Raw genomic sequence first — 13,877 nt, 5'->3', positions numbered from 1 at the left:
CAACCGGAGCGGGGTGCGCTCATGGTGACGCCTGAGGTTCGTCCCGGAAAACCACGGTCAGTTCCCCGTCCTCGGCGTCGAGCAGTACGGTCACATCCTCGTGCGCCTCACCGCTGAGCAGCGCACGGCCGATGCGGGTCTCGACCTCGTGGGAGATGAAGCGCCGCAGCGGGCGGGCGCCGTAGACCGGGTCGTATCCCTCGCTCGCGATCAGACGGCGGGCGGGTTCGGTCAGGACCAGGGAAATGCGCTGGTCGGCGAGGCGGCGGCGCAGCTCATCGAGGAGTAGGTCGACGATGCGTTCGATCTGGGCGAGGCCGAGCGGATGGAACAGGACGATGTCGTCGACCCGGTTGAGGAACTCGGGGCGGAAGTGACCGTTCAGCTCGCCCATCACCAGATCCCGTACCTCGGGTTTGATCTCGCCGCCCGCGGTGGCGTCCTGGAGCAGGTACTGGGAGCCGAGGTTGGACGTCATGATGACGACCGTGTTGCGGAAGTCGACGGTACGCCCCTGGGCGTCGGTGATCCGGCCGTCGTCCAGCACCTGGAGCAGGGTGTTGAAGACATCGGTGTGTGCCTTCTCGATCTCATCGAAGAGAACGACGGAGTACGGCTTGCGACGCACCGCCTCGGTGAGTTGGCCGCCCTCCTCGTACCCCACATATCCGGGAGGCGCGCCGACCAGTCGGCTCACCGTGTGCCGTTCCTGGTACTCGCTCATATCGAGGCGGATCATGTTGCTCTCGCTGTCGAACAGTGCGGCCGCGAGCGTCTTGGCCAGTTCGGTCTTTCCGACGCCGGTGGGTCCCAGGAAGATGAACGATCCGATCGGTCGGCGCGGATCGCGTACTCCGGAGCGGGCCCGGATCACCGCGTCGGCGACCAGCTGGACCGCCTCGTCCTGCCCGATGACCCGCTCCCGCAGGATCTCGTCCAGACGCAGCAGCTTCTGTCGCTCCCCTTCCTGGAGCCGGGTGACGGGGACGCCGGTCCACGCGGAGACGATCTCGGCGATCTCATCGGCCGCGACCACCTCCCGCAGCAGCCGGGTCTCGCCCTGTCTGACGGCGAGTTGCTCCTCCTCGGCGGCGAGGCGGCGCTCCAGTTCGCTGATGGTGCCGTAGCGGAGTTGGGCCGCGCGGCTGAGGTCATAGGCACGTTCGGCTTCCTCGGCCTCCTGCCGGGCGCGTTCCAAATCCTTCCGCAGGTCCTGGACCCGGCGGATGGCTTGGCGCTCGGCTTCCCACTGCGCGTGTTTGGCGTCCGCATCGCCGCGGAGGTCGGCGAGTTCGCGGCGCAGGTCCTCCAGGCGGGCGCGGCTGGACGGATCGGACTCCTCGGCCAGCGCCGCCTCCTCGATCTCCAGCCGGGTCGCCCTGCGGGTGAGCTCGTCCAGCTCGGCGGGCATGGAGTCAATCTCGGTACGTAGTCGGGCGCAGGCCTCATCCACCAGGTCGATGGCCTTGTCGGGCAGAAAGCGATCGGTGATGTAGCGATGGCTGAGGGTGGCGGCGGCCACCAGCGCGGCATCCTGGATCTTGACTCCGTGAAAGATCTCCAGACGTTCCCGGATGCCACGCAGGATGGAGATCGCGTCCTCGACGGTCGGTTCGTCCACCAGCACGGTCTGGAAGCGGCGCTCCAGTGCGGCATCGGCCTCGATGTGCTTGCGGTACTCGTCCAACGTGGTCGCGCCGATCATATGCAGCTCGCCCCGGGCCAGCATGGGCTTGAGCATGTTGCCGGCGTCCATGGCCCCTTCGGCCGCACCGGCGCCGACGACGGTGTGGAGTTCGTCCACGAAGAGCAGGATCGCGCCCTCGGCGCCCTTCACCTCCGCCAGGACGGCCTTCAGACGCTCCTCGAACTCGCCGCGGTACTTCGCCCCGGCCACCAGCGAGCCCATGTCGAGCGAGAACACCGTCTTGTCCCGCAGCCCCTCCGGTACGTCACCGCGCACGATCCGTTGGGCCAGCCCCTCCACGATGGCGGTCTTGCCGACGCCGGGTTCGCCGATCAGCACCGGGTTGTTCTTGGTCTTGCGGCTGAGGATCTGGATCACCCGCCGTATCTCGGAGTCCCGGCCGATCACGGGGTCGAGACGGCCGGTACGGGCCTCCACGACCAGATCGCGGCCGTACTTCTCCAGGGCTTCGTAGGCGGCTTCCGGGTTGGCGGAGGTGACGCGCTGGTTTCCGCGGACCTCGGTGAGGGCGGCGAGGAAGCCGTCCTTGGTGACGTGCTGCTCGGCGAGCCGCCGCCCGGCCGCGGTGGACGGCCCCTCGTCCAGCAGGGCGAGAACCAGGTGCTCGGTGGAGACGTACTCGTCCTTGAGCCGTTTGGCCTCCTGTTCGGCGGTGTCGAGCACCCTGGCAAGACGCTGGGTGACCATCAACCGCCCGGGGGTGGCGCCCGGCCCCGTGGTGCGGGGGCGCTTGGTGAGATCGCCTTCCACGGTTGCTCGTAGCGTGGTCGGGTCGGCGCCGGCACTGCTCAGCAGTCGGGTGGTCAGGCCATCTCGCTGGTCGAGCAGGGCCAGCAGCAGATGCTCTCCGTCCACCTCGTTCTGGCCCAGCCGCACGGCCATGCTCTGCGCTTCCTGAAGTGCTTCCTGCGACTTCTGGGTGAGGCGGTTCATGTCCATGGCGTTCGCTCCTCGGCGGCCCGTTCGCGCTGCCGCAGTGCGCTCTCCAGTCGGTCGATACGGTCGAGCAGGTCCAGGACAACGCCGACGGCCGCGTAGTTGAGGGACAGCCCGGTCCTCAGCCGCTGCACTCGTGCCAGGGCCGCGGGGGCGGTCGTGCGGAACCACAGACGACCGTCGGTGTCCCGTTCGGCGTCCACCAGCCCGAGGGCGACAAAGCGGCGGACCATGTCGGGCGGCAGACCGCTGCGCCGGGCGACGCCGGTGAGGGGCAGCCGATAGGCGGTGGCACGCTGGATCCGTATCAGGGGATATCTACGGGCCCCAGCGCCCCCTTGGCCGGCCCCTTCGGCGGGAGATGGCTCATCGGCTCTCATGACGGTGTCCTCGGATCGAAGGTCGAGACGGTGGACAGCTCTTCGAACAGTTCCCGTTCGCGTGGGCTCGGTGCGGAGGGCACCATCACCTGGATCTCGGCGTAGAGGTCCCCGGCTGCCCCCTTGGGGTGAGGCATCCCCTCGCCGCGCAGCCTCAGCCGACGGCCGGTGGAGCTGCCCGGGGGGATGTGCACCTTGCCGGTGCCGCCGGGCCCGGTGACGGGAACGGCCGCGCCCAAAGCCGCCTCCCAGGGGGTGATCGGAAGGTCGACGTGGATGTCACGGCCGCTGAGCCGGTAGCGGGGGTGCGGGGCGACATGGACCACGAGGTAGAGGTCGCCCGCCGAACCGCGTCCACTACCCTGGCCGCCCTCGCCGGCGAGCCGGATGCGCTGGCCGTCGACCACCCCGGCGGGGATGTTCACGTCGTAGCCGCGCTGCCCGCTCGGCCCGCCGAGGGTGATCTTCCGGCGTCCGCCGCGGTACGCCTCCTCCACGGAGAGCGTCAGCTCGGCCTCCTGGTCCGCTCCGGGCATCGGCCCGCCACCGCCCCGGCCGGCCTGGCCGCCGAAGACACTGCCGAACAGGTCCGCGAAGTCGACGCCGGAGGTGTCGAAGCCGACGTCCGACCAGCCGCCGGCCGTGCTCCTCCCGCCGGGGTAGGGGCCGCCGCCGTAGGCGCCACTCCTGGCCGCACCACCGCCGAATCCCTGGGCGGCGGCCACCCGCTCGTCGTAGTCCTCCGGGATCTGCCGGAAGTCCGCGCCGAACCGGTCATACCTCGCGCGGGTGTCGGGATCGGCGAGTACCCCGTACGCCTCATTGATCTCTTTGAAGCGTTCCTCGGCGGCCGGGTCGCGGTTGATGTCCGGGTGGTACTGGCGGGCCAGGGTGCGGAAGGCCTGCTGGATCTCGGCCGGGTCGGCGGTCCTGGGAACGCCGAGCACGTCGTAGTAGTCGCGCGCCACGGCGTTCACTCGGGCTTTCGGCTGACGGTCACCGCCGCCGGCCTCAGCTGCCGCCCGGGTTCCCCGTATCCCGGGCGAAGCACCTGGACGACGGTGTTGGGCTCGGTGTCCGGATCGGTCGCATCGACCACGGACACCACGTCGTGCCGCAGTGGGTCGAAGGGGACACCCGTCTCGTCGTGCCGGGGATAGCCGAGGCCTCTGAGGACCTCGACGGCCTGGTCGCGGACCGCCTCGACACCTTTGACGATCGATCCGGGGTCCGCGTCGGCGTGGGAGAGGGCGAGTTCGAGGTTGTCGATGACCGGGAGCCAGGCGGCGGCGACCTTGGCCCGCTCCTCCGCCAGTTCCCTGGGTCTGTCCCGGGCATGTCGTTTACGTAGGTTGTCGAGGTCGGCGAGGGCCCGCCGCCATCGGTCCTCCAACTCCTCGGCGGGCAGTTCCGGCGTGGCCGTCCGCGGTTCGGGTGTCGTCCGCTGCGCGGGCTCCTGCCACAGTTCGGGCGGTGACTCGGGCGCGGGCGGGTCCGTGGCGGGACGCTCCTGATTCTGTTCCGACATGATGCCGCCCTAACTCCGGTCGAACTCGGCGTCGATGACATCGTCGTCGCCGGAACCGGTCCCGGCGGCCTTCGGTGTGCCATCGGACGAGCCGTCCGCGGGTCGTGCCGGATCGGTGGGCTGGGCGCCCAACGCGGCGTGTATCTGCTGTAGTTCCGAGCCGAGGGAACGCGTGCGGTTCACCGGCGCCTCGTCCTTGACCGCCGTACGGGCCTCCTCGACGAGCAGTTCGGCGCGGGCGCGTTCGTGCTGTGGCGCTGCGTCACCGAGTTCACCGAGGCGGCGTTCCACCTGGTAGGCGATGGAGTCGAGTTCATTGCGGGCATCGATGGCCTCGCGCAGGGCCCGGTCCGAGCTGCGATGGCGCTCGGACTCCTCGATCATGCGGTCGACCTCGGCCGAATCGAGGTTGGACCCCTCGCTGATCGTGATCGACTGTTCGGCGCCGGTGTCCTTGTCCTTGGCGCTGACCTTCAGGATGCCGTTGGCGTCGATGTCGAAGGTGACCTCGATACGGGTCTCCCCACGGGGTGCCGGCGGTAGGTTCTCCAGCCGGAAGCGGCCCAGAACCCGGTTGTCGGCGGCCAACTCGCGTTCGCCCTGGAGGACCACGATGTCCACCGCCGGCTGATTGTCCTCCGCCGTGGAGAAGGTCTCCGACCGGCGGGCGGGGATGGTGGTGTTCCGTTCGATGATCTTGGTCATCACTCCACCCGCCGTCTCCACACCGAGCGAGAGCGGCGCCACGTCCAGCAGGAGCACGTCCTTGACCTCGCCCTTGAGGACTCCGGCCTGGACGGCCGCGCCCAGCGCCACCACCTCGTCCGGATTGACGCTCATATTGGGGTCCTTGCCGCCCGTCAGGCGCCGCACCAGTGTCTGCACCGCCGGGATACGGGTCGAGCCGCCGACCAGGATGACCTCGTCGATGTCGTTCTCGGTGATCTTCGCGTCGCTCATCGCCTGTTTGACCGGTCCCAGGCAGCGCTCCACCAGTTCGGCGGTGATCTCATCGAAGGTCGAGCGACGGATCGTCTCGGTCAGATGCTTCGGCCCTGAGGCATCCGCCGTCACAAACGGCAGGCTCACCTGGGTCTGGGTGACCGAACTCAGCTCCGTCTTCGCCTTCTCGGCCGCCTCGAAGAGGCGCTGGAGCGCCTGCGGGTCCTGACGCAGATCGATTCCCTCGGTCTTCTGGAACTCATCCGCCAGGTGGTCCACCAGCCGGCGGTCGAAGTCGTCGCCGCCCAGGTGCGAGTCGCCCGCTGTGGAGCGGACCTCCACCACGCCGTCACCGACATCCAGAATGCTGACGTCGAAGGTGCCGCCGCCGAGGTCGAAGACCAGGACGGTCTCATGACCCTTCTTGTCCAGGCCGTAGGCCAGCGCCGCGGCCGTCGGCTCGTTGATGATCCGCAGCACCTCCAGGCCGGCGATCTTCCCCGCGTCCTTCGTCGCCTGCCGCTGTGCGTCATTGAAGTAGGCGGGCACGGTGATGACGGCCTCGGTCACCCGTTCGCCGAGGGACTTTCCGGCGTCGTCCGCCAGCTTGCGCAGCACCTGCGCGCTGATTTCCTCGGGGGCGTACAACTTGCCGTTCACATCGAAGCGGGCCACCCCGCCCGGTCCCTCCACCACATCGAAGGAGACCGCCTTGGCCTCGTCGGAGACCTCGTCGTAGCGACGGCCGATGAACCGTTTCGCGGAGGTGACGGTGCCCTTGGGGTTGAGGATCGACTGCCGGCGGGCCAGCTGCCCGACCAGCCGTTCTCCGTTGTCGGAGAAGGCCACCACCGAGGGGGTGGTCCTGGCGCCCTCGGCGTTCGGGATCACGGACGGCTCGCCACCCTCCCAGGCCGCGATGACCGAGTTGGTGGTACCGAGGTCAATGCCGACTGCCTTCGCCATGGGAATCGCTCCTCCGTCGCGACGCGGACCGAACGGTGTGGCCGCCCGGACCTCTGTCCAGGCCATCCGGGTGCGGCCCGCGGTCGCGGCCACAGCAGTCACACCTACGCCCAACGGTCCCGCGGAGCCGTCCCCGGTTCTTCGCCCTGGCAGGACCAAAGGGCGCCGGCCAGCCGGTCCGGGAGGACAGCCGCGCGCCAGTGCTTGCTGGTGAGGGCCTGCCTCCCCCGGCGTAGCGTGGGGGCGGAGCCACGTATCGAGCCTTGAATGGATCCCGATGGACGCTGCCACTTCCCGGCCGGCCGTACCCGCCGGTCCGGAAACGCACACCGCGGACGCCCGGCGCGCGGTTCCCCCTCTCGTCGCGCCGCCGCACGACCGCTGCGATGAGCGCGACATGCTGTGGGCGGCGATGACGGCGATAGCCGCCGTGGGCCCGTTCGCCGCCGAAGCGGCCTACGCGCTGGATCAGGGGCCGCCGCGGCGCTGCCCACCGCCCCACGCGGTCGGCTCCGGCACTTCTGTCCGGTCCGGTGACGCCGAGCAGCGGGCCGCGGCGGCCACCCCGGCCGATGCCGACCGCCTCGACCGGTCGATGGCCGCCCTGGACGGCCACAGTCAACATCTGGACCATCTCGACGGCCCCGGGCTGCGGGCCATCGCGCTCCGTCACCGTGGCCGCTGCTTCGGCTACCTCGTCGTACGGATCCTGGCCACCCCATCGGACCAGGAGATCGCCAACGCTGATCTGGTCGCTCGACAGGCCGCGGCGGCGCTCGCCGCGCTCACCCTGTGCCGAGACCGGTATCGCCCACCGAGCTCGGTGGGCGATACCGGTCTCGGCGGCACCGTCTTTCGCCTGGCGGCCGCAAGCGCCTTCCACGAAGCGCTCGCCCGTGCCGCCGCCTCGGGCGCGGGGGAGGAGGGAATCCTCCGGACCCTGCACGAGCACACGGGCTTCCCCGCCCTGAGCGAGGACGTCTTCGGTAATCTCCGCAACCGGGTCGGCCCCGGCCATGGCGGACCGGGCTCGGCCCTGGAAGCCCGGCGACGGGTCGAACTGGCGCAGACCGAACGGCGCGGCCCCGGTGCCGTTCGTGACCGGGACCGGCTGCTCGTTCCCATCAGGATGGCCGGCGATCTGCTCGGCCTGGTGTCACTGGTCGACCCGGACCTGCGGAGCACCGAGGCAGACATCGCCGCTCTCGAACAGACCGCGCTGGTACTCGCCCCCGAGCTCGCCCACGAACGAAGACTCGCCGAACTGCAACCCCGGCTGCGCCATGACCTGGTCGAGAAGCTGATATCCGGCACGGCGACCGATGACGCCTTCGTCCAGGCGGCCAGACTCGGCCACGATCTGCACCGACCGCACCGGGTCGCCCTACTCCAATGGCCCAACACGGTGGAACGGGCGGCAGTCGGCGACGCGGTGGAGCGGGCGGCCAGACGCCTGCGACTGGACGCGCTCCCCGGCTCCCGAGGAGCGATCACCGTCGTCCTGCTCGCCGGACGGGATACCGGGGGTGAGGGGCTGTACCAGGCCGTCGCGGACGAACTCGGCACCGACCGCGGTGCGATCGGCATCGGCGGCCTCTGCGAGGTCTCCGCCGACCTACCGCACTCGTACGAGGAGGCGGCGCGCGCCCTGTCGGTACGCCTCAGATCGCATGAACCCCACGGCAGCACCAGCTTCGCGGAGCTCGGCCTCTGCCGCATGATGGGCGCCGGCGACGGCGAACGGGAAGCCGACCGTTTCGTCAGCCAGTGGCTCGGCCCGCTGCTGGAGTACGACGCCCACCACCACACCGAGCTCACCGCCACCCTCTCGCACTATCTGGAGAGCGGCGGGAGTTACGACGCCACATCCGAAGCCCTTCACATCCATCGCAGCACGGTGCGATACCGCCTTCAGCGCATCCGCGACATCACCGGCCATGACCTCGGCAATGTCGATACGCGCCTCAACCTCCATGTCGCCAGCCGTATCCACCAGGTGCTCGCCAGACCCCGGTGACCTCGGGGCGCTCGACTGGTCACCGTCGGTTCCAGCGCACTCCTAGCGCACTCGGGTGGTCACGTGGCGCACCCGGCCGCTCAGCCCCTGGCCGGCTCGATGGGGAAGTTGTTGCGGAAGGTGTTGTCGGGGTCGTACCCGGCCTTGATCTTCCTCAGCCGTTCCAGGGTCGGCCCGGGGAACGCCTTGGTGAGGGCGGCCTCGTGGTCATGGGTCTCAAAGCTGAGGTAGAGGGCGCTGACGTCGAGTCCGTCCCAGGCGGCGATGCCCTGTTCCACCGAGGCACCGCGCAGGAGGACGGAGAGCGCGAAGTTCTGCGTGCGGTGGGCGTACGCGGTGGCCTCGGTGGGGATGTCGTTGACGGCACCACCGACGGCACGGATCTGGAAGTAGCTCGTCTGGCCCTCGGTGAACATCCGCGCCACGGTGGCGGCGGTCCGCCCATCGATGTGATCGACCAGGGCGGAGCGGCTACGCTGCCGTGCCTGGCCTTCGTGCCTGCCCCGCGACGCGGGGGCCACGATGGCGCTGTACGGGGCGAGTTGTGCCTGCTGCTGAAGGACCGGGGCGATATCGAGGAAGGGCTGGAGTGCCAGGGCCGCCTCATCGGTGTCGTCGTCCGCCCACACCGCATACGTCTGGGCGATAAAACGGCCCTGCTGGCGGACCACGGTGAGAAACGCCGTCAGCTCGCGGGGGCTCTCCTCCACCAGGCGGCCCCATCGCTGGAGGAAGGACTCGATGTCGGACGCGTCGTGTGCGAAGACGGCGAAGACGACATTGCCGATCTCGGCGGCCTCGATGTCGAACGAGGTGACGATGCCCATGTTGCCGCCCGCGCCACGCAGCGCCCAGAAGAGATCGGGGTGGTGCCCGTCATCCGCCCGTACGACACTTCCGTCGGCGAGGACGACCTCGGCGCCGCGGACCCGGTCGATGGTCAGCCCGTGGGAGCGCGCGAAGAAACCCAGTCCGCCGGTGGTGGCCAGACCGCCCACACCGACGTCGCCGGAGTCACCGGAACTGACGGCCAGACCGTGCGGGGCGAGCTTCGCCGCCACATCGCCCCAGCGGGCGCCGGCTCCGACCCGGACCAGGCGGCGTTCACGATCCAGGACCTCGACCCCGTCAAGCGCGCCCAGATCGATGACGAGCCCGCCGTCGTTGGTGGCACGTCCGCTGATGCCATGGCCTCCGCTGCGCACCGCCAGTGACACGTCCTGGGTGCGGGCGTAGCCGATGGCCTCGGCGACCTCCGCGCTCGTGGTGGGGCGCAGGACGAGACCGGGGGAGCCGGACCACACATAGGTGGAGCGCACCCCCGCGTAGCCCCGGTCGCCCGGTTCGACGGATCTGGCCGCCAGCGACGCGGGTACGGAGTCGTAGTCGATGCCCGCGACACGCGAGGCCAGGACGGCGGCCGACCGGATCCGGCCGGTGGCGGTCCCGGCCGCCGCGCGTTCGGTCGCGATGGCCTCCCGCAGGGCGGGGGCGACCTCCTGACCGAAGACGGTGAGGGTCCGGGGGTCGTCGGACCCGAGGATGAAGGTGCTGATCCCGTCTTCCAGGACCAGCGCCAGCAGTTGGTCCACCCACTGCTCGGGCGGGCCCTGGAACGGTTCGGCGGAAGCGGAGCCGAACCCGCCGGTGATGTTCAGCAACCGCCGGATCTCCCGAGGGTCGCGGCCCTCGCGGGCGGCCTCCTCGTCGATGATCGCGTTGCTCTCCCGCAGCGTGGGCGGGTTGAGATAGCTCCAGCTGGGCAGCCAGCCATCCGCCTTCGCGCCGACCATGCGCAGCATCCGTGGCTTGTAGGCGCCCAGCCAGATCGGTACGTCATGAGCAGGGGCGGGTCCGCGCTTGGCGCCGTCGGCGGAGTGGAACTCGCCCTTGACGCGCAGCGGGGTCCGTTCGTCAGCGGCCCAGATCCCGCGGATGATGTCGATGGCCTCGCCCAGCGCGGTGACGCTCTGGCCGGGGGTGAGGGCGCGCCCGCCCATCGCCTCGATGGCCTCCCGGAAGGCGCCCGCGCCCAGCCCGAGGTCGATACGGCCGCCGGACAGCAGATCCAGACTGGCCACCGAGCGGGCCAGTACGGCCGGATTGCGCAGCGGCAGATTGGTCACATTGCCCGCGATGTGGATGCGTTCGGTACTGGCGGCCACCCAGCTGATCAGGGTCCAGGCGTCCAGATGGGCCGGCTGGTACGGGTGGTCCTGGAAGGTCACCAGGTCGAGACCCACGTTCTCGGAGAGCACGGCGAGATCCACCACGCCCTGCGGGTCGCGGTTGCCCGGGGTGAGGAAGGACCCGAAGGTCAGATCGTGTCCGTAATCGGCCATGGCAGTCTCCGACCTCCAAGTGGTTTACGTGTCAACTATAACGCGCTTGGGTGACACGTCAACCTTTGGGGGGTGGGCGTGCCGCCTCGGGGATCGGGCGCGGCCGGTGTGTCGATCGGGCGCGATTCGGTTCCGCTCGGGCTCAGTCGGGCCCGGCTGGATCGAGCGCGTTCTCGCAGGCGAGATGGTTGGTAACCCGCTCGCCGAGCCGGGTGAGCAGCTCCAGCTCCGCCGGAGTGAGCAAGGCGATGAAATGTGCGCGGACATGCTCCATATGGCGCGGCACGGCCTCATCGATGACCTCCCGACCCCGGGCGGTCAGGCACAGCACCGCGCTCCGGGCGTCGACGGGGTTCACCTCCCGGGCCACCAGTCCGCGCTCCTCCATCCGGCGCACCTGATGGGAGAGCCTGCTCTTCTCCCAGGCCAGCCCGCAGCGCACCTCCTGGGAGCTCATCCGACCCTCGGGGCTGCTCGCGAGGGTGACCAGAATCTCGTAGTCCGCCACTGACAGGCCCGACTCGCGGGAGAGCAGCCGGCCCGTGCGCGCTGTCAGCGCGCTGTGCATCTGGAGATACGAGCGCCAGGCCCGCCCTTCCGGCTCGTTCAGGAACTGTGTCTCGGCGTTCATCCACCAACCGTACCGCCAGGTGGTTGACGAGTCACCCAAAGTGGGGTGCTCGGGATGCCTGGAGTGCCTGCGGTGCTCGGGGTGATGCCCTCCGGGGAATCCGCTCGGCAACGTCATCGCGCCTGCCGGCGTCGGTAGCGCACCCGGACCCGACAGCCGTCATCACCCGGCTCACCAGCCGCGCGACCGGCTGGCCGGGTTCAACGACCGCGGCACCCTCAGGGCCGGCGGTGACCCTCTTCGGGGACAGCGGCGCCGGGGGTGCGGGACGGGTGGGGACGGACTTCCTGTGCGGGCGCCGCAGGCATGGCACCCTGGGAGAGCGGGGCCGGGTGACGGGTGGTCAGCCGCTGGGGCGGTTCCGTGACGGCGACAACCGAGGACGACGACGAACCCATGACCGAGAGCACGGCGAGCCGCGGATCAGCAGGAGCCTGCGACGACCTCCCGGATGGGGATTCGGCCCGCCCGGGGTTCGCGGCGTGCCGGGAGGCCGCCCATCGGGTACGGGCGGCCCCCGGAGGTCGACGGGCGGTGGGTGCGCTGCGACCCCGGGGTGTTTCCTGGGTGATCCGTGACCGGGCCCCGCTGGCAGTGTTGCTCTACCTAGCGGGGCGTGAGGGCCGACTGGTGTGGCAAGGGCCCGGCGGATTCGCGCTGTTGGAACCGCCGGCGGCGCGAACGGAGCTGTGGCGCGGTGCCCGCTTCGGCGGCCTCCGGCTCGTGCTGCTGCGTTGGTTGGACAGGAGATGGGGCGCCGTCGTCTTCGGGGTGCCCCCGTTCCTGGTGCTGCTGGTCGCCTTCGCTCTCCTACCGTTCCCGGCGATGCACGCCTCCATCCTCGTGATGGTGATGGTCGCGCTGGTGTACACCGTCGGGGTGCTGCTGGTGCAGCTCGTCTGGCAGGTGTTCTTCGGCCGTACGCACAGCATCGGGGAACGCGCCGACTCGGCGGAACTGGCCGAACTGTGGTCCGTGCGGCTGTTCCACCAGGAACAGCCCCACCGCATCGACGAGTTGACCACCCAGACCCGGGTGCGACTGCACCGGCTCATCGCTGCCGGGGTGCGGCAACCCGTTGCGGACCGCGGCGCACAGATGGGTCCGGTCCGGCTCGCCACCGCGCTCGCCGTCGCACGGGCGGGAGTGACCGGTGATGAGGCGTTGGCATGGCTGGATCGCCTCGGAGACCGGGTGCTGCACGGCCCGGACGGCGGTCATGTGCTGTGGAGCCTGGGGGCGCGACCGGAGGATCTGCTGGCTTTCCCCGAGCGGACCGTGCCGTTCGTCCGCTTCTTTCTCGTCTCCGTCGTCGGGGTGGTGCTGGGCCTCGTCTACCTCCTGATGGGCCAGGAACGCGAGGCCTGCGCCCCGGACCGATGCGGGACGGCGGCCGACTCCTACGGGCGGGCGTTGACGTGGACCGCCTACCAACTTGTCTGGGACACCGCCCCCGGGATCGAACCGGTCAGCAGAACAGCCGTGGTGTTCGGCTGGACGTCCTCCGCGGTGCTGCCCAGCGTGATGCTGGTGACGCTCGCCGCCTTCACCTTCCACACCCGCGACCTCGCGCGACAACGACGGCATCGGATCGAAACACGGAGGCAGAGCATGGGAACGAGCAGGGTCCTCATCGTGACGGTGGCGGACGTGGAACGAGACGCGGTGCTCGACGCCCTGGAGAGCCACACCGGCCGGGAGATCGAGCCCGACTTCGATGCTCCCATCCCCGTTTTCGATGTCGGCCTGGTGGGCGGCGCCCGGCTCTTCGTCGTCCAGGCGGCTCAAGGGAGCACCAACGCGGCGGGTGTGCCAGCGGTGACCGGCGACGCGATCCGGCACCTCGAACCGCACTACGCTCTTATCACCGGCATTTGCTACGGTCTGCGGCCCGATCCCCAACAGTTGGGTGACGTCCTCATCTCCGAGAAGATCCACGACCTCGACCACGGAAAGCTCGTCGATTCCGAGAAGACCCGGGACCTAGAGCACGGAAAGCCCATCGATGGGGACCGTCGAGTCCATGAGCGCCTCCGCGGCGAATACGTCGTCACCTCACCGATGCTGCTCTCCGCCGCCCGCGCGGCCCAGCGGAGTTGGAGCAGAAAGTCCACGGTGCGGGTATCGGCGGGCCTCATGCTCTCCTGGGGAAAGCTCCTGAACTCAGCAACGACCGTGCGGGAACTGGTCGACCGACATCCCGACGCCATCGGAGGAGACATGGAGGGAGCCGCGTTCTACGCCGCGGCCCGCTCCGCCGGGGTCGAGAGCATCCTCATCAAGAGCATCTGCGACTGGGGTGCGGACAAGACGGATGACCACCAAGTTCCGGCGGCGCGCAACGCCGCCGAGTTCGTGCTGCACCTCGTACTGCGCGGCGCGTTCGCCCGGACCCCTGCCGAACGCCGCAGCGGATGAGCGTGCTGC

The 13,877-nt window shown here is 69.8% G+C and carries 9 protein-coding genes; 2 read left to right on the top strand and 7 right to left on the bottom strand.

Annotated elements, in window-relative coordinates; genetic code table 11:
• Positions 1-19: 19 nt before the first annotated feature.
• The 5 genes from clpB to dnaK are packed head-to-tail and all read right to left on the bottom strand — an operon-like array spanning position 20 to position 6,460.
• Positions 20-2,647, bottom strand: a complete 2,628-nt coding sequence (gene clpB / locus NBG84_RS19900) for an ATP-dependent chaperone ClpB (protein ID WP_250920874.1) — start codon at positions 2,645-2,647, stop codon at positions 20-22.
• On the bottom strand, positions 2,638-3,024 hold the full coding sequence (locus NBG84_RS19895) for a chaperone modulator CbpM (RefSeq protein WP_250920873.1): 387 nt from the start codon (positions 3,022-3,024) through the stop codon (positions 2,638-2,640). Before NBG84_RS19895 ends, clpB begins: the two co-directional genes overlap by 10 nt.
• Positions 3,021-3,992: a DnaJ C-terminal domain-containing protein gene (locus NBG84_RS19890; protein WP_250921092.1), complete on the bottom strand. Its 972-nt coding sequence runs from the start codon at positions 3,990-3,992 to the stop codon at positions 3,021-3,023. The genes NBG84_RS19895 and NBG84_RS19890 overlap by 4 nt, the downstream gene beginning before the upstream one ends.
• 5 nt (positions 3,993-3,997) lie before the next feature.
• Positions 3,998-4,552 (bottom strand): nucleotide exchange factor GrpE, encoded by a 555-nt coding sequence (locus NBG84_RS19885; protein WP_250920872.1) that lies wholly within the window; start codon positions 4,550-4,552, stop codon positions 3,998-4,000.
• 9 nt (positions 4,553-4,561) lie between these two features.
• The gene (dnaK, locus tag NBG84_RS19880) at positions 4,562-6,460 is read right to left on the bottom strand and encodes a molecular chaperone DnaK (protein WP_250920871.1); all 1,899 of its coding nucleotides are present in this window, start codon (positions 6,458-6,460) and stop codon (positions 4,562-4,564) included.
• A gap of 277 nt (positions 6,461-6,737) precedes the next feature.
• On the opposite strand from dnaK, the gene NBG84_RS19875 reads away from it, so the two are divergent.
• Positions 6,738-8,477, top strand: coding sequence for a PucR family transcriptional regulator (locus NBG84_RS19875; protein ID WP_250920870.1), 1,740 nt, complete (start codon positions 6,738-6,740; stop codon positions 8,475-8,477).
• 80 nt (positions 8,478-8,557) lie between these two features.
• Here NBG84_RS19875 and NBG84_RS19870 read toward each other — a convergent pair whose 3' ends face one another.
• Both NBG84_RS19870 and NBG84_RS19865 read right to left on the bottom strand, forming a co-directional pair.
• Positions 8,558-10,819 (bottom strand): LLM class flavin-dependent oxidoreductase, encoded by a 2,262-nt coding sequence (locus NBG84_RS19870; protein WP_250920869.1) that lies wholly within the window; start codon positions 10,817-10,819, stop codon positions 8,558-8,560.
• 142 nt (positions 10,820-10,961) lie between these two features.
• The gene (locus NBG84_RS19865; RefSeq protein WP_250920868.1) at positions 10,962-11,450 is read right to left on the bottom strand and encodes a MarR family winged helix-turn-helix transcriptional regulator; all 489 of its coding nucleotides are present in this window, start codon (positions 11,448-11,450) and stop codon (positions 10,962-10,964) included.
• A 363-nt stretch (positions 11,451-11,813) separates the two neighbouring features.
• On the opposite strand from NBG84_RS19865, the gene NBG84_RS41160 reads away from it, so the two are divergent.
• On the top strand, positions 11,814-13,868 hold the full coding sequence (locus NBG84_RS41160; protein ID WP_250920867.1) for a 5'-methylthioadenosine/S-adenosylhomocysteine nucleosidase family protein: 2,055 nt from the start codon (positions 11,814-11,816) through the stop codon (positions 13,866-13,868).
• Positions 13,869-13,877 lie beyond the last annotated feature (9 nt).

The organism is Streptomyces albipurpureus (assembly GCF_023701525.1).
Taxonomy (GTDB): domain Bacteria; phylum Actinomycetota; class Actinomycetes; order Streptomycetales; family Streptomycetaceae; genus Streptomyces; species Streptomyces albipurpureus.
Note: the sequence above shows the minus strand (reverse complement) of the source record. Positions and strands in the feature narration are given on the sequence as shown.